The sequence below is a fragment of the Chitinimonas koreensis genome (assembly GCF_014353015.1).
Classification (GTDB): Bacteria; Pseudomonadota; Gammaproteobacteria; order Burkholderiales; family Chitinimonadaceae; genus Chitinimonas; species Chitinimonas koreensis.
In genome coordinates, this window is sequence record NZ_CP060704.1 from 4877161 (window position 1) to 4893669 (window position 16509).

Sequence of the window (16509 nt, forward strand, 5' to 3'; positions counted from 1 at the left end):
ATCAGGACGCGGCGCGGGCGAACAGGTCCATGCCGCAGCGCCAGCGGTCGTTGGCCTGGTAGGCCAGCACCTCGAAGCCTTCGCGGCGCAGCAGGCCGCTGAGCGAGGCGCGGGTGAAGTTGTGGTAGTGCTCGATCTCCCACCAGTAGGGGTTCACGCCGTGGCGATCCATGATGCGCCAGGAGTAGGCGTCCATATTGGGGCAGGAGATGAAGAGTACCCCGCCCTCCCCCAGCAGCGCACGCGCGCGCCGCAGCGCGGCGATCGGGCTGGGCAGGTGTTCGAGCACGTCGGCCATCGAGATCACCTGGGCCTGGCCGACGAAATCGCTGCCGAGGAAATCGGCCTGCTGGGCGCGGTAGCCGAGCTCGCGCAGCCGGTTGGCGGTCTCGGCGCGGATGTCGAGGCCGAGCGCGGAGAAGCCGTATTCCTGCGCGGTCGACACCAGCGCGCCGTTGCCGCAGCCGACGTCGAGCCACAGCTGCTCGCCGCGCCACAGCACGTCGAAGCCGCCGAGCAGGCGGATCGCGGTCTCGACCACCGGTGCCCACTTCTTGCGGTCCTGGTCGGAGTAGGTCTCGGCGGTCGGCACGCCGTCGGCGACCTGGTTGCCGTGGGCCTGCGAGAAGATCCGGCCGAGCGCGGCCTCGCTCCAGGTGTAGGCGGTGTGGACATGGCCGCAGGCGGTGCACTGGCGCCAGTGCAGCGTATCGGGCAGTCCCTCGCGCCAGAGCGGATGGCGGCGGCAGGGCGCATCCACCACGAGCTGGCTCTGCGCCGCGTCGGCGAGGCAGAGCGGGCATTGGTCGACGGGGTGGCGGTAGGGGTCGGGGGTGGGCATGGGTTCGTTATCGGCGAGAAACGCGGGGGCTGCAGGGGATTGCGTCGGCTTGCGGCAAATATCCCGGCCGTCACGGTCCGCGACCGGAGGGGCACAAACCTACAAACCGGTCAGGCTCGGCGCGCTGCGGCGAGACGGACACAGGCCGTCTCGCCAAAAGCGGTTTGCCCGGCCTTTCGACCGGCCGTGCCAGAACGCCGGGGGACAATCGTGCTATACAGCGCCGCGTATTGCATCCCACCAAACCCATGGTCAGAAAGAATGAGCATGAAAAAGACGCATCTGCTTGCCGCCCTGTTGTCGATCGCCGTCTACGCGCAAGACGGCGTTCCCGCCGAAGCCCCCGCAGCACCTAAAGACCCGCTGAGCAGCATCCTGCTGGACGAAACCGCACTGCTCGGGAAATGCGATTCGCAGGAATTCGTCCGCTGCCTTGGCATCGACAAGTCGGTATGCACGAACGCGATCTCCGCGAGCGTTCAGCTCGAGAACAAGGCGATGACCGAAGAATTGGCCGGGAAGGAGCTGACCGAAGCCCAGGTCAATTTCAACCGCGGCAGGATCATGGGCAGGTTCATGATCGATTTCATTGTCAAATCGAAAACCGATTTCATGAAATTCCAGACCTGCGCCAGCAAATTGAATGGCTGATTGCGCGATCGGATCCGGTCTAGCCGGGATCCGGCCGGACGACCAGCCATCGCCACCCTGTTGCAGGTTATCTGGACATCAATACGGCTGCCCGCATGAATGACATCACGTGGGATGCGATTGTCGCCGCGCTTGCATCCGAGGACCTGGAGACATGCGTCCAGGCAGTGGAACGCCTTGGCGCGGAAGCCGGGACCGAAGACATTTCGAAACTGCTCGCGCGGCGCGGGAGCGACGACTCTTCGTCAGGGAAGCGGCGGCATGGCCACTCGCAAAGTTGGCAGGCCCGACGGTCCTTGCCGAGTTGTTTGCCGCATACAACCTCGGCTTCGACGAAGGATTCGATAACGATGGCTTCTCTACGGCGTTGATCGGGATTCCCGCGATGCACGGGGTGGAAGCACAGCGAGCCCTGGAGCGTATAGTCGAGTCCGGCCGAGAAGCCCATGCGCGGTCATGCGTCATGGTTACTCGAGTTCTGCGATGAAGAACCCAAAGCTGAACGGGAACGGCACCGACGCTAACATCGGGGCACCTGCAGGACGGAATCATCCGCGGAACCCCACCTGGCTTCGCCTCGCCGCCTTCCTCCGGTATCGCATTCGCAGCGGCGCCGCAGGTATGCTCTGCACAGGCCACCTCCCGCATGATTTGCATGCCGCCATTCGCCCTCCATGTCGAAAGTCAGATTCTTGAAAATGCCCGGGTCGCGCCCTGATATTCCGGACCTGCCGATGTGGGTATTCCTGGCCGGTTTATATTTGATAGCCGGCGGTGGATATTCTCTTTTCACGGGAGAGTGGTTTGCCGGATTCCCCCTGCAGTTCGATCTTTTAGAAGCCATACTTCCTGCGAAATTCGGAATCTATACCGAAGCATTGGTGGCGATCCTGATGGGTCTCTCCATCTCGGTCCTTCCATTCATCACGAAAAAAACCAATACCGACGACGATCGGACAGAAGAAAACTGACCATCCCGCACGCCTCGAATGGCAGTCCCTCGAGCAATCATCCGCAGCCTGCCTGAGCACATCGAATAACCGAAAGTCTCCCAATGTCCGCTCCACCCGAAACCGATCGGCTCTACGCGCTCGCCTCGATTGCCGGCACCGTGATCGGCCTGCTGTTCGGCAGCGCGATGTTCGCCACCCACCGGGGCCATCCCATGTCGATGTCCGTCGCGAGCAGCGCGGCGGCCGGCGCGCTGGCAGGCCTAGTGTTGCCAGTAGCCGCGATGGACTTCGTCGAGGGATCCATCCACTTCTGCTGCTCCTCATTTCGGTCGGATTCGCCCTCCCCCTGGACACCGACATACCGGACGAAGCCGTCACCGATTGGCGGAACCCAGCCTGGCTGCGCTTCGCGGCTCTTTTCGGCACCGTATTCGCGATGACACGCTGGATATTCTGGCAATGGCTGTGAGGCCTTGCTTGGCGAGGCATGTACGCTGGCCGGAAACACGCCGTCCAACAGCCCGGCCCCGAGCTCCCTGAGTACAGCACCCACGATCGGCCCCAATGGAGGACAACCCGATGAAACCCCTGATGAACCTCGACGAAGTCGAGTTCGACGACGTCGAAGAGAACGGTTACTACACCTCGAGCCGCGGCCAGATCAGCGATCACATCGGCGCGCGCCAGCTCGGCTACAACCTGACCGTGCTGCCGCCGGGCAAGGCCCAGTGCCCCTTCCACAGCCATCACGGCGAGGAGGAGATGTTCCTCATCCTGGAGGGCGAAGGCGAGCTGCGCTTCGGCGACCGGCGCTACCCGATCCGCCGGCACGACGTGATCGCCTGCCCGACCGGCGGCGCCGAGGTCGCGCACCAGATCATCAATACCGGCACCACGACCATGCGCTACCTGGCCTTGTCGACGGTCGCCGAGCTCGAAGCCTGCGAATACCCCGATTCGCAGAAGGTGCTGATCGCCGCCGGCAAGCGCAGCGAACGCGGCCTGCGCAAGCTGTTCCGCGCCGAGAACACGGTCGACTACTACGACCGCGAGCGCACCGACGAGCAACAGTGATGCGGCCCGTACCCGGAAGGAATCCATGACGGCGGCGGCGTACCAGGCGCTGAGAAGCAAGGGCTACCGCCTCGCCGGCGGCCTGGACGACCTGCAGCAGCGCGCCTGCGTCTACCACCACCTGTACCAGGACTCCGGCCGTCGCAACGTCTTTCCGCTGATCGCGGCCCATGGCGCGCTGTGGGCGGCCGGCTACTTCCGCCGCGGCATGCTGGCCGGCCAGCTGCTGTCGCTGCAGTACCTGGCCCGCCCCGCGCGGCGGCGGGCGCAGTTGCAGGCGCTGGCCGACTTCGCCGACCGGTTCCGCGACATCAACCGCCGGGTCTGCGCCGAATCGTATGCGCTGTACCACTACACCAGGCAGTACGGCGCCGGCCCGGTCGGGTCGAGCATGGGGGAGGCCTTCACCGAGGCGCTGCTCGCCTGCCACGCGTCGAACGCCGGCGGTACGCCGTTCGCACCGGAGCAGCGGGAAGCGCTGTTCCGCGAGTTCTTCCTGTGGGAGCAGGCGCATATCGTCGCGCCGTCGGTCACCGCCGCCTACGCCGGCTTCCACTGGCCCGCGATCAGGTACCTGGCCTTGCGGCCCACGGTGGAGTTCGCCTATTTCGGCCAGGCCCACGGCCTGCCGTTCGCGGATTTCTCGTCGCGGCAGGAGCGGGTCGAGAAAGGGTTGCAGGCCTACCGGCGCGCCGAGGCGGTCGGCCTCGATCGGGTCGAGCAGGCGCTGCGCGATTACCGGCTCATGCCGCGGGCGTTCTTCCACGATTCGATCGCCTATTATCGGCAGGTGGAGCTGGCGTGCGCAGGCTAGCCGCCTGACCCGGCCGGCGGGCGTCTTCCGCCGGCGGTCTGCGCCGCCGGCCGCCCGTCCCGTCCAACATCGGCCGTCGCGGCATCGCCTGCCGTGCGGCCCGGAGAATCCCCATGCACCAAGGTTCCTGCCACTGCGGCGCGGTCCGGCTCACCCTGCCGTCGACGCCGGAAGTGGCCACCTCCTGCAACTGCTCGCTGTGCCGCCGCCTCGGCGGCCCCTGGGTCTATTACGAGTTCGGCACGGTCCACATCGAAGGGCATCCGGAAGCCACCGAGGAATACATCCAGGGCGACCGGACGCTGCGCACCGTCCGCTGCCGCACCTGCGGCTGCGTGACGCACTGGGAGCCGCTGTCGCCGGCCCCGGGCGCCAAGCACGGCGTCCACCTCGGCAATTTCGATCCCGCGCTGATCGCTTCGGTCCGGGTTCGCCGCTTCGATGGAGCCGATACATGGACATTCCTCGACGAGTAGTCCGGCACGGCGCCGGATTCGCCACGCCACAACGCGCCGTCGTTCCCTCGATGCCCAGGGCGCGCGCCCTGCCCGTCCTGGCCGCCGCGCTGCTGGCGCTGGCCGGGCCGGCCCGCGCGGCGGACATGCAGGCGTCGTCGCTGGCCTGGCTGGCCGGCTGCTGGGCCGCCGAGCACGGCGAAGCCGGCTCCGGCGAGCACTGGCTGCCGCCGGCCGGCGGCACCTTGCTCGGCGTCAGCCGGACGGTGCGCAACGGCCAGACCGTGGCGCACGAGTTCATGCAGATCCGCAGCGATGCCGAGGGCCGGCTGGTCTATATCGCGCTGCCGTCGGGCCAGCGCGAAGCGACCTTCACGGCGACCCTTCTCGATGCGCAGCAGGTGGCGTTCGAGAATCCGGCGCACGACTTCCCGCAGCGCATCGTCTACCGCCTGCAGCAGCCGGACCGCCTGCTCGCGCGCATCGAAGGCACGCGCAAGGGCATCGCCCGCGCGGTCGACTTCCCGCTGCGGCGCGTACCATGCGAGCCCGTGGCGGAGCGCTGACCGGCCGAGGCCCGGCCATCCCGCCGAACGGATGCCGCCTGCGGCCAGCCGATCGGCCGCACACGACCAGTCCGCGACGCCCGGACGGAACCCGCAAGGATCGACGCCGCCCCGCCGCGGCGCAGGAGGAAACGCAATGAAGACACCGATCGCCGCCGCACTGCTGGCCGGCCTGCTGGCCCTGCCCTGCCCCGCCCTGGCCGCGGACATGGTGCCGGGCATGGACAACGTGCCGCTGGCGCCGGGCCTGACCGCGCCGCCCGACGCCGCCCTGGTCTACGACGCGCCGGGCGGCCGCCAGGTCGAAGCCGAGGCGACCGGCGCGGTCGCGGTGGAACAGGTGCGGGCGTTCTACGCCGCTACCCTGCCGCAACTGGGCTGGACCATGGTGACGCCCGCGCGCTACCGGCGCGAGATGATGCAGCTGGACATCACCATCCAGCCCGACCCCATGCGCCGCCAGACGGCCGTGCTGTTCATGCTGATGCCGCAGGCCGCGCCGTGACGACCGTCCCCAGGCGGTCCGCGCCCGCCGATGCCGCGACGCGGCGGGATGCCGTCGCGCCGGCCACGGGCGCTCGCTGCCCGCCCGATCCACCCGAAGCACAGCAAGGACATGCAGCCATGACATCGACCGGCCCCGGCTTCGCCGTGCTGTACCGCTGGCGGCTGCATGCGGGAATGGAGCAGGCCTTCGTCGACGCCTGGTCGCGGGTCTCGGCCGATCTGCTGGCCGCCGGCTCGCTCGGCTCGCGCCTGCATCGCGGCCCCGACGGCCTGTGGTACAGCTATGCGCAATGGCCGAGCCCACAGGCGCGGTCGCAGGCCTTCGAGCGCGCGCCGATCGACCCCGAGGCGAGCCGCCGGATGCGCGAGGCCATCGCGGAAAGCCTGCCCGAGATCGTGCTGGAGTCGGTCGCCGATTTCATGGTGCTGCCGGCGAGCACCGGTTGCAGGGCGGCGGCGGGCAAGGTTACGTTCGGTGCCTAGACAACGGCGGTCCGCGCCGACGTCCATCCCGATCATCCGGCGGCCACCGCCGCAGCCTAACCGAGACCCGCAAGCCATGTCCTTCGTCCCCGCGACCTTCTCCGCCCCACGCGAATGGCGGCATCCGCTGTTCCAGCTGCAGGTCCTGGCGCCCATCCACGCCGAGCCCGACTACGAGGCGGTGATGACCAGCGCCGACGCGATCCGCCATGTATTCGGGCGGGACAGCGACTGGCCCGATCCGCAGATGAGCTTCGAGGAAAACCGCGGCGACCTGGAGCGCCACGAGACCGAATTCGAGCAGGACGTCGCCTATGCCTACGCCATGCTCGACCCGGCCGGCGAGCGCTATCTCGGCTGCGTCTACATCCGGCCGATCAAGTCCCGGATCGAGGGCGATCTGCGCCAGCAGCGCTACCAGGCGCAGACCATCTTCTGGCTGTCGTCGCTGCATGCGCAGATCGACGCGCAGCAGACGCTCGACATCCTGAAGGCCTGGATCGCGGATGGCTGGCCGTTCGAGCGCGTCGCCTTTCCCGGCCGGGAGATCGATTGGCCGACCTGGGAAGCCATGGCGCGGGACGCGACGCTGGCCGAGCCGGCCGCCGCGGAACCGCGCTGAAGCGAGCGTCGCCGCCCGCTACGCCGACGCCAGTTCGCCCACGCCCCGCAATTCCGCCACCACGCCCAGAAAGCGCCGCGCCACCGCCTCGCAGCCGTATTCCGCCCTCACCCACTCGCGTCCCGCCGCCGCGATGGCGGCCGCCAGCGCCGGCTCGTCCGCCAGCCGCTCGACGCATTCGGCCGGCCGGGCGAAATCGACCGGCACGTAGTGGCGCCACGGCTGCGGCGCCACCGGCAGGGCGAAGCCGTATTGCTCGACGTCGAGCATGAAGGTGAGGCAGCCGGCCGCCAGCGATTCCCACAGCCGCCAGCTGTCCCAGCGCAGGATCACCGGGTCGTGCACGAAGGTGTAGTGCGAAAAGATCGCCTCGTGGCGCGGGTCGCGGAATTCCTTGTGTTTCAACAGGTTGGAGAAGAATTCGCCGCCGTAGGCCAGGCAGCCGAACGAGTGCTTGAGCCGTTCGAAATAGTCGTGGTGATGGTGATGCTTGACCGCCGGCGCGTTGTCGCTCGACAGCGTCTCGTCGACCCGGTAGCGCGCCTTGAGGTGCGGCAGCAGCGCGAGGTCGAGCGCGTTGCGCACGCCCTGGCGCAGCGAGGGACGGAAGTTGCGCAGGATCACCGCCTCGCGCGCCTCGAACGGCGGCACCTCGGCGGTCAGCGCCTCGACCTGGGGCGACAGGCCGAAGGCCCAGGGGATGCGGCGGCCGGCCATCTGCAGCCAGCGGCTCTCGTGGGTCATCAGCGCCGGCACGCCGGCCGGCGGGAAGATGGTGTTGTTGGCGTCCGACATGCTGAGGATCAGCCGCGGCCCGTCGAACTGCTCGACCAGCCGCAGGTAGTCGGGCCCGCACTGCTCATTGGTCAGCACGAACACGTAGAGCCACGGGCCGCGCTCGTGCACGCTGCGGGTCTGGAACAGCGCCGGCACCACCAGGTTGCTGTAGACCGGCACGCCGAGCCGGGCCAGGCCGCTGGCCAGCGCCTCGGCGCAATGGGCGAACGGCGTGAGCGCGCGCTCGTGGAAGTAGAAATAGACGCCTTCGTAGCCGTCCAGCCGGGTTTCGGTCGCGTTCAAGGTGTTCGTTCTCCGAGTCGATCCATCTGCTGCTGCCGCGAATGTCCATCGCGAGGGACGGCGGGCGCGCATGGCAGGTCGGAATTCATTCCGACCTACAACGGCATGCAAGCCTTCCACTGCGAGGCTGCGCGCCACCTAGGTCGGGCTTTACGCCCGACGGCGCCCTCGGCCGGCGGCGCTGTCGGGCGTAAAGCCCGACCTGCATTCGGCCCCCGCAGCCGAGACGTCATCGCCATCAATGCCCCGCCGCCTCGTCCCACAGCCGGTCGTACAACGCCTCCAGATCGTCCACGAAACCGGCCGTATCGAACAGCGGCGTGCTGCGCCGGTTGGCGGCCAGCTTCTGCTTCAGCGCCGCCAGCCGGGCTGGCGACTGCGCCAGCGCGATCGCCTCGCGCTTGTAGGCGTCCCAGTCCGCCATCACCAGCTCGGGCAGGCCGACCGCGTGCAGCAGGCTGGCCCCCACGCGCGAGGCGAAGGTCTCGCCGGCCACGCTGAGCACCGGCACGCCGGCCCACAGCGCGTCGCTGGCGGTGGTGTGGGCGCCGTACCAGCGGGTGTCGAGGAACAGGTCGGCATGCGCATGCCGCGCCAGGTGGTCGGCCTTGGCGCGCTTGCCGGCGAACACCAGCCGGTCCGGGTCGATACCGCGCGCATCCATCTCGCGCCGCAGGTTGAGCCGCGCATCGGGATAGCCGTCGATCAGCCACAGCACGCTGTCCGGCACCGCGGCGAGGATTTCCATCCACAGCCCGAACACGAAGGGGTCGAGCTTGTAGTGGGTGTTGAAGCAGCAGAACACGAAGGCGCCGTCGGGCAGGGCGCAGTCCTCGCGGCTCGGCGCGGCGGCGATCTCCTGGCCGTCGTCGTTGACCTGGTAGCAGTGCGGCAGCCAGCCGAGCTTCTCCTGGTAGTCGGCCTGCGCCGCCGGCGGCGTGACGATGCGGTCGGTGACCACCGCGTCGATGAAGTCGGCGCCCATGCTGCCCGGGTAGCCGAGCCAGGCCAGCTGCAGCGGCGCCGGCCGGTGGGCGAAGATCGCCGGCCGGCTGTCGCGGGTATAGCCCTTGAGGTCGACCAGCACGTCGATGCCGTCGGCGTGGATGCGCCGTGCGCACTCGGCCGGGCCGTAGGGGCCGAGCTCGACGAAGCGGTCGCAGTCGGCCGCGATGCGGGCGCGGTAGGCGCTGCCGTCGTCGGGGCCGAAGGAATAGGCCCAGACCTCGAAGCGCGCGCGGTCGTGGCGGCCGAACAGGCCACGCATCAGGTGAGCGGTGGCGTGGTTGTGGAAATCGGCCGAAACGTAGCCGATGCGCAGCTGCGCCGGCCGCGGCCCGGCCTTGCGCGGCGGCAGCGGCACCACATCGCGCGCCAGCTGGCGCGCATGGCGCTGGGCGATGCGCAACTGCTCGGCCTCGCTGATCGGGCACGGGAAGGACAGGAAGGGGAACGGCGGCGGCGCGGTAGCGCTGTCGTCCAGCGCCAGCGCCGGTTCGACCACCGTCTCGCGCAGCCGCTCGAAGCCCTGCCAGTCGCACAGCTTCTGCGCCACGTGCAGCGCATCGACGCGGCTGGCGATGTCGTCGGGGAAGCGCCGCAGGATCTCGGCATAGCTGCGCCGCGCGGCTTCGAGGTCGTTGCGCAGCTGCGCCACGCCGGCCAGGTTGATCCAGGCGGCGTGGTAGTCGGGCTGGCGCGCCAGCGCCTCGCGGTACTGCAGCTCGGCCTCGTCGAGCCGGCCCAGCTGCTGCAGGCCCAGCGCCAGGTTGTAGCGCGCGCGCACGTGGTCGGGCTGGTCGACCAGCAGCGCCTGGTCGTTGTCGATCGCATCGCGGTAGCGCTCGAGCTTGTGCAGCACCACGCCGCGGTTGTAGCGCGCCTCGGCCAGCTTGGGCGCGGCGGCCAGCGCGGCGTCGAAATCGGCCAGCGCCGGACCGGGCCGGCCGGCCTCGGTATGCAGCTTGCCGCGCGCATTGAGCAGACCGGCCTCGGCCGGCCAGCGCCGCAGCGCCTGCTCGGCCGCCGCCAGCGCGTCCGCGGCGCGGCCCTCACCGTCGAGCGCGTTGACCAGGCCCACCCACGGCAAGGTCCAGTCGGCACGCAGGGCGATGGCGGCGCGGTAGGCGGTCTCGGCCTCGGCGTGGCGGCCGAGGTCGACCAGCAGGTTGCCGAGGTTGTTGTGCAGCTCGGGATTGCCCGGCAGCAGCGCCTCTGCGCGGCGGTAGGCCTCGAGCGCCGCCTCGGCGCGGCCTGCGGCGCGGCGCACCACGCCGAGCACCATCCAGCCCATGCCCTCGGCGGGCCGGTCGGCGGTCACCGCCTCGGCCTGCGCCAGCGCCTCGCGGTGGCGGCCCTGGCGCGAAGCCAGCAGCGCCTGGTTGATGCGCTCGACCGTGGCGGCGTCGGGGCCGGGCGCGACGGCCGGCGCGGGCCGCGCCGCCGCCGCCGCCGGCGTCGCCCCGCCCGCCAGCGCGCGCAGGTCGGCCGCCAGCCGCGCCACCACGCCGGCCCAGTCGCCGGCCTCGGCCTGGCGGTAGAGCTTGAGCGAGGGGTACCAGGGGCTGTCGGTCCGCTCCATCAGCCAGCGCCAGTCGGGCACTTTCGGCAGCACGATCCAGCCGGGCCGGCCGAGCGCGCCGGCCAGGTGGGCCGTGGCGGTGTCGGAGCTGACGACCAGGTCGAGCGCACTCATCAGCGCAGCGGTGTCGGCCAGGTCGCGCGCCTCGGCGGCCAGGTCGAGCACGTTGGGCGGCAGCGCCAGGCCTTCGAGGTCGCGGCGGCCGTCGCCGTGCTGCAGGATCACGAAGGTGACGCCGGGCAGGTCGAACAGCGGCAGCAGCGGCGCCAGCCGCGGCGAGCGGATCTTGTCGTTGCGCACGCGCGGATTGCCGGCCCAGACCAGGCCGACGCGCAGGCCCTGGCGCGGCAGCCGCGCCGACCAGTAGCCGGCGCGCGCCGCGTTGGCCGGCAGGTAGCCGGCCTCGGTGCCGAGGCCGTCGAGCGTCAGGCCGAGCTTGAGCGGCAGGCTCATCAGCGCGACGTGGCAGTCGTAGGGCGGGATCGGCTCGCCCTGCACCAGCAGCGCAGCCACGGCGGGCAGCTCGCGCACCAGCGGCAGCAGGTCGGCCTGCACTTCGAGCATGACGCGGCCGCCGCGCCGCGCCAGCTCGGGCAGGAAGCGCAGGCACTGGATCGCGTCGCCCAGGCCCTGCTCGGCGTGGACGAACACCGTGCGGCCGTCGAGCGCGCCGCCGTCCCACTCGGGGCCGGGCAGCGCGCGCGGCTCGGGCTGGCGGCGGCGCCAGCGCCATTCGTATTCCTGCAGGCCGCTGCGGTAATTGCCCTGGTGCAGTAGCGCCAGCGCGTAGTCCCAGTGCGCGTCGGCGTTGTCGGGCGCCAGCGCGACCGCCTGCGCCAGCGTGTCGGCGGCCTCGTCGATGCGGCCGACCGCGTGCAGCGCGCCGCCGAGGTTGGCCAGCGTCTGCGCCGCCGCCGGCTGCAGCTTCAATGCCTCGCGGTAGAGCGGGATCGCCTCCTCGTTGCGGTCGAGATCCTTCAGCGCATTGGCCAGGTTGTTGTAAGCGTCGGGCTGGCGCGCGTCGAGCGTCAGCGCATGCCGGTAGGCGGCGATGGCGGCCTCGGCGTCGCCGCGGCGGCGCGCGGCCATGCCGCGCAGGATCCAGGCCTCGGCGCGTTCACCGGCCTGGCGCGCCAGCCGCTCGGCCTCGTCGGCCCGGCCGGCCTGCCAGGCGGCGATCGCCTGCCTCAGTGTTTCGTCTTGCCGCACGCACATCTCCGTTCTAGCCATCGAAATCGGCATCCTGTTTCACCGCGGAGGACACCGGGGACGCGGAGGAAAGGACAACCCATCGCTCCGCGTCCTCGGCGTCCTCTGCGGTGAAGATTTTCATCCGGCCGCATCAAGCCGCCGTCTCGTCCCACAGCCGGTCGTACAGCGCCTCCAGGTCGCGCACGAAGCCGGCGGTGTCGAACAGCGGCGTGGTCGTGCGGTTGGCCACCAGCTTGGCCTTCAGCGCCGCCAGCCGGGCGGGCGACTGCGCCAGTGCGATCGCTTCGTCGCGGTACGCCCGCCAGTCCGCCATCACCAGCTCGGGCAGGCCGATGGCGTGCAAGAGGCTGGCGCCGACGCGCGAGGCGAAGGTCTCGCCGGCCACGCTGAGCACCGGCACGCCGGCCCACAGCGCGTCGCTGGCGGTGGTATGGGCGCCGTACCAGCGGGTGTCGAGGAACAGGTCGGCGTGCACGTGGCGTGCCAGGTGCTCGGGCTTCATCAGCTTGCCGGCGAACACCAGCCGCGCCGGATCGATGCCGCGCGCCGCGGCCTCGCGCCGCAGGTTCTGCCGCGCCTCGGGATAGCCCTCGATCAGCCACAGCACGCTGCCCGGCACCGCGGCCAGGATCTCCAGCCAGACGGCGAAGGTCGCCGGGTCGAGCTTGTAGTGCGCATTGAAGCAGCAGAACACGAAGGCGCCGGCGGGCAGGCCGCAGTCTTCGCGGCTCGGCGCGGCAGCGATCTCCTGCTCGTCGTCGTTGACCTGGTAGCAGTGCGGCAGCCAGCCGAGCTTTTCCTGGTAATCGGCCTGTGCGGCCGGCGGCGTGACCACCGGGTCGACCACCGCGGCGTCGATGAAGTCCGCCCCCATGCTGCCCGGGTAGCCGAGCCAGGCCAGCTGCAGCGGCGCCGGCCGGTAGGCGAAGATCGCCGGCCGGCTGGCGCCGGTATAGCCCTTGAGATCGACCAGCACGTCGATGCCGTCGGCGCGGATGCGGCGTGCGCACTCGGCCGGGCCGTAGGGGCCGAGCTCGACGAAATGGTCGCAGTCGGCCGCGATGCGGGCGCGGTAGGCGCTGCCGTCGTCGGGGCCGAACGAGTAGGCCGACACCTCGAAGCGCGTGCGATCGTGGCGGCCGAACAGGCCGCGCATCAGGTGGGCGGTGGCATGGTTGTGGAAATCGGCCGAGACGTAGCCGACCTTGAGCCGCGCCGGCCGCGGCCCGATCGCGCGCGGCGGCAGCGGCTCGATGTCGCGCGTCAGCTGGCGGGCGAAGCGCTGGGCGATGCGCAGCTGCTCGGCCTCGCTGATCGGGCACGGGAAGGACAGGAAGGGGAACGGCGGCGGCGCGGCGGCCTCGCCGGCCAATGCCAGCGTCGGCTCGACCACCGTCGCGCGCAGCGCGTCGAAGCCCTGCCAGTCGCACAGCTTCTGGGCGACGTGGACCTGGTGCACCCGGGTCGGCAGGTCGTCGGGCCGCTGCGCCAGCGCGATGCGGTATTCGGCCAGCGCCTCGCCGTAGCGGTTGGCCAGGTTGTGCAGGTTGCCGATATTGGCGTGCAGCACCGGATCGGCCTCGCCGCGCCGCTCGGCCTCGCGGTAGCAGGCCATCGCCTCGTCGTAGCGGCCCAGTCCGTGCAGCAGCGCGCCGAGGTTGGCATGCAGCGAGGCCAGCTCGGGCTTGAGCGCGATCGCCGCGCGCAGCGCCGCCATGGCGGCATCGCTCTCGCCGCGGCGGTTCTCGCAGTCGGCCAGGTTGGCCCAGGCCTCGCCGTGGTCGGGGAAGCGCGCCAGCTCGTCGCGGAAGGCCTCGGCCGCCTCAGCCAACCTGCCCTGGCCGCGCAGCAGCAGGCCGAGGTTGCGCGCCGCGTTGCGCAGGCCGGGATCGAGCGCGCGGGCGCGGCGGTATTGCGCCTCGGCTTCCGCCGCCGCCTCGCCGCTGCCGACCAGCGCATTGGCCAGGTTGAGCGCGGCCGCCGCCGAGTCCGGCGCCAGCGCGACCGCGCGGCGGCCGGCGGCGACCGCCTCGGCCGGGCACCCCAGCTTGTGCAGGCTGTTGGCCAGCCCGCTCCAGCCGGCCGCGCTGTCGGGCCGCAAGGCCAGCAGCGATTGGTATGCCGCGCGGGCGGCGTCCTCGTCGCCGCGCTCGCTGTAGAGGTTGGCCAGGTTGTGGTAGGCGTCGGCATAGTCGGGCGTCAAGGCCAGCGCCGCGCGGTAATCGGCCTCGGCCGCCTCGTCGCGGCCCAGCCGGCGGCGCGCCACGCCGCGCAGGGTATGGCCATCGGCGCGCGGCTGCAGCGCCAGCGCGCGGCTGGCCGAAGCCTCGGCCGCCTCGGGCCGGCCGGCCTGCAGCGATTCGGCCGCCCGCTGCAGCAGCGCGGCGGCCTGCGCCGCCGGATCGCGCTCGCCGAGGTATTGCCGCCACATCTGCCGCAGCGCCGCCTGCCAGTTGCGGGCGAAGCGCGCGCCGTCGAGCAGCGGCGAAGCCTGCATGCGCGCGCGCAGCCCGCCGCGCAGCGCCGCCAGCCGCACCGAATCGCCGGCCAGCCGCGCCACCAGCGCGAGGTAGGACTCGGCGTCGGGCACGATGGTCTCGGTCAGCCCGGCCGCGGTCAGGTGGCTGACGCTGTGGCGCGCGGCGAAGCGGTCGCCGCCGAGCGTGACCACCGGCACGCCCATCCACAGCGCCTCCAGCGTGGTCAGGCCGCCCGAGTAGGGGAAAGGGTCGAGCGCCAGGTCGATCTCGTTGTAGCGCGCCAAGAGCTGCGGATGGGCGATGCGGCCCTCGAAGCGCACGCGCTCGGCCACGCCCTCGGCCTCGAACAGCTGGCGGTAGCGCATCGCCACGCCGGGCTCGTCGAGCTGGCGGGTGACCAGCAGCAGTTGCGCATCGGGCAGCCGCCGCAGCAGCTCGCCCCATAGCGCGACCACCTCGGGCGTGACCTTGACCAGGTTGTTGAAGCAGCCGAGCGTGATATGGCCGCGGGCCAGCATCGGCAACGGCCCGACCGCCGGCGCGTAATCGGGCGGCGCGTAGCCGACGTAGCAGTCGGGCAGCCGCGCGATGCGCTCGCGGTAGTCGTCCTCGCAGCCGGGCGGCGTCTCGCGCGGGTCGGAGATCAGGTAGTCCATCGCGGCGAGGCCGGTGGTGCCGACATAGCCGGCCCAGGTCGCCTGGATCGGCGCCGGCTTCATGGCGAAGACGGTCAGCCGGTTGCCGGCGGTGTGGCCGGCCAGGTCGATCAGGATGTCGATCGCGTCGGCGCGGATCTGGGCGTCGAGCGCCTCGTCGTCGATGCGGCGGGCGTCGCGCCACTGGGCGACGCGCGCGCGCAGCCAGTCGGTCAGCGCGTCCTCGCGGCCGGTGGTCGAGTAGCAGGTCAGCGCCACCTCGGCCGGGTCCAGGCTTTCCAGCATCGATTGCAGGAAGAAGCCGACCGGGTGGCGGCAGAAGTCGCCCGACACCAGGCCGATGCGCAGGCAGCGCTCGGGCCGGCGGTCGGCCGGCTCGGGCGCCGGCCTGGCCCGCTTGCGGCCGTGCAGCGCGTCCCAGGCCAGGTGCTCGCGCAGGAGGCTCGCGCGGTTCTGCCGCGGGTCGACCTGCAGCGTGAACAGCAGGTTGCTGTGGGCGCGGTGGAAATCGGGCTGCAGCGCAATCGCCTTGCGGTAGGCGATCGCCGCCTCGGCCGGGTGGCAGTAGTCGCGCAGCGCGTTGCCGAGGTTGTAGTAGGCGTCGGCGTAGTCGGGCTTGAGCGCCAGCGCGCGCTGGTAGGCGACGATGGCCTTCTCGAGCCGGTAGAGGTCGTACAGCGTGTTGCCCAGCGTCAGGTAGGCGTCGGGAAAGTCGGGCTCGCGCTCGATCAGCGGCCGCAGCACCGCCAGCGCCTCCTCGGGTTGCTCGGATACCCGCAGCGATTCGGCCAGGCTGTTCTCGGCCTCGCGCCAGTGGGGCCGCAGCGCCAGCGCGGCGCGGTAGGCCGCCGCGGCGCCGGCCGGGTCGCCCTGGCGCAGCAGCAGGTTGCCCAGATTGACGTGCGCATCGGCGTAATCGGGCGCCAGCTCGATCGCACGGCGGTAGCAGCGCACCGCCTCGCCGCTGTCGCCGTCGGCGCGGCGCACCACGCCGAGCAGCGTCCAGCCGTCGGCGCGGGCCGGCTCGGCGCGCAGCGCGGCCTCGCACAATGCGGCCGCCGCGGCGTAGTCGCGCGCCATATAAGCGGCATGCGCCGCCACGAAGCCGTCCGCCTCGCCCACCATGTCTGCCCCGCTCCCTCATTCTGATTTCATCGCCCGAGCCATGCCGGCGCCGCGGTTCCAGGTCGCGCAGGTCGGGATGGACTCCCGACGGCGATCTCGAATCCGGTCGCTGCCGGGAATCCATCCCGAGCTACGAACTCGTGCTTTCGCCGGCATGAAAAAGGCACACCCTCGCGGGTGTGCCTTAGCTTAGCCAAGCGCTCCGTCCGTCGCCAGCGCGGCGCGGATGCCGCCGTCCTCTTCGCTTCCCGACTCCCCGCGCCGCCCGATGAGCCGGGCGGCGCGAGTCTGCGACGACTGGATCAGATCCAGAAGAAGTCGTTGTCGTCGAGGTTGGCGATGCTGACCCCCGGCAGGGTGATCAGGATGTCGGCCGTACCGTCGCCGTTGGTGTCGATCGACAGCACCT

Annotated in this window: 14 protein-coding genes; 10 read left to right on the plus strand and 4 right to left on the minus strand. The window is 70.9% G+C overall.

What is annotated here, in order from left to right; genetic code table 11:
* Window position 1: 1 nt before the first annotated feature.
* Entirely contained in the window at window positions 2-841 is an 840-nt protein-coding gene (locus tag H9L41_RS20635; protein ID WP_028444814.1) for a class I SAM-dependent methyltransferase, read from the minus strand.
* Between the two features lie 267 nt (window positions 842-1108).
* Between H9L41_RS20635 and H9L41_RS20640 the strand changes: the two genes are divergently transcribed.
* From H9L41_RS20640 to H9L41_RS20685, 10 genes are all read left to right on the plus strand, one after another.
* Window positions 1109-1492 (plus strand): hypothetical protein, encoded by a 384-nt coding sequence (locus tag H9L41_RS20640; RefSeq protein WP_028444813.1) that lies wholly within the window; start codon window positions 1109-1111, stop codon window positions 1490-1492.
* Window positions 1493-2226: 734 nt separating this feature from the next.
* Window positions 2227-2463 carry a hypothetical protein gene (locus tag H9L41_RS20645; protein WP_187523559.1) on the plus strand — a complete coding sequence of 79 codons (237 nt, stop codon included), beginning with the start codon at window positions 2227-2229 and terminating at the stop codon, window positions 2461-2463.
* A gap of 83 nt (window positions 2464-2546) precedes the next feature.
* Window positions 2547-2885: a hypothetical protein gene (locus H9L41_RS20650; protein ID WP_157461858.1), complete on the plus strand. Its 339-nt coding sequence runs from the start codon at window positions 2547-2549 to the stop codon at window positions 2883-2885.
* A gap of 139 nt (window positions 2886-3024) precedes the next feature.
* Complete coding sequence (locus H9L41_RS20655) at window positions 3025-3519, plus strand: cupin domain-containing protein (RefSeq protein WP_028444812.1); 495 nt, start codon at window positions 3025-3027, stop codon at window positions 3517-3519.
* 25 nt (window positions 3520-3544) lie between these two features.
* Window positions 3545-4333, plus strand: coding sequence for a hypothetical protein (locus H9L41_RS20660; protein WP_028444811.1), 789 nt, complete (start codon window positions 3545-3547; stop codon window positions 4331-4333).
* Window positions 4334-4446: 113 nt separating this feature from the next.
* Complete coding sequence (locus tag H9L41_RS20665; protein ID WP_028444810.1) at window positions 4447-4809, plus strand: GFA family protein; 363 nt, start codon at window positions 4447-4449, stop codon at window positions 4807-4809.
* 50 nt (window positions 4810-4859) lie between these two features.
* Window positions 4860-5354: a DUF6265 family protein gene (locus H9L41_RS20670; RefSeq protein ID WP_051318713.1), complete on the plus strand. Its 495-nt coding sequence runs from the start codon at window positions 4860-4862 to the stop codon at window positions 5352-5354.
* Window positions 5355-5490: 136 nt separating this feature from the next.
* Entirely contained in the window at window positions 5491-5859 is a 369-nt protein-coding gene (locus H9L41_RS20675; protein ID WP_051318712.1) for a hypothetical protein, read from the plus strand.
* Window positions 5856-6344, plus strand: coding sequence for an antibiotic biosynthesis monooxygenase family protein (locus H9L41_RS20680; RefSeq protein ID WP_211236808.1), 489 nt, complete (start codon window positions 5856-5858; stop codon window positions 6342-6344). Before H9L41_RS20675 ends, H9L41_RS20680 begins: the two co-directional genes overlap by 4 nt.
* Before the next feature lie 76 nt (window positions 6345-6420).
* The gene (locus tag H9L41_RS20685; RefSeq protein WP_028444808.1) at window positions 6421-6966 is read left to right on the plus strand and encodes a hypothetical protein; all 546 of its coding nucleotides are present in this window, start codon (window positions 6421-6423) and stop codon (window positions 6964-6966) included.
* A gap of 18 nt (window positions 6967-6984) precedes the next feature.
* Here H9L41_RS20685 and H9L41_RS20690 read toward each other — a convergent pair whose 3' ends face one another.
* The 3 genes from H9L41_RS20690 to H9L41_RS20700 form a co-directional block, all read right to left on the minus strand.
* Complete coding sequence (locus H9L41_RS20690; protein ID WP_028444807.1) at window positions 6985-8046, minus strand: glycosyltransferase family protein; 1062 nt, start codon at window positions 8044-8046, stop codon at window positions 6985-6987.
* A gap of 238 nt (window positions 8047-8284) precedes the next feature.
* Window positions 8285-11836, minus strand: coding sequence for an O-linked N-acetylglucosamine transferase family protein (locus H9L41_RS20695; RefSeq protein ID WP_169730137.1), 3552 nt, complete (start codon window positions 11834-11836; stop codon window positions 8285-8287).
* Window positions 11837-11969: 133 nt separating this feature from the next.
* Entirely contained in the window at window positions 11970-16100 is a 4131-nt protein-coding gene (locus H9L41_RS20700) for an O-linked N-acetylglucosamine transferase family protein (RefSeq protein WP_051318710.1), read from the minus strand.
* Between the last annotated feature and the right edge of the window lie 409 nt (window positions 16101-16509).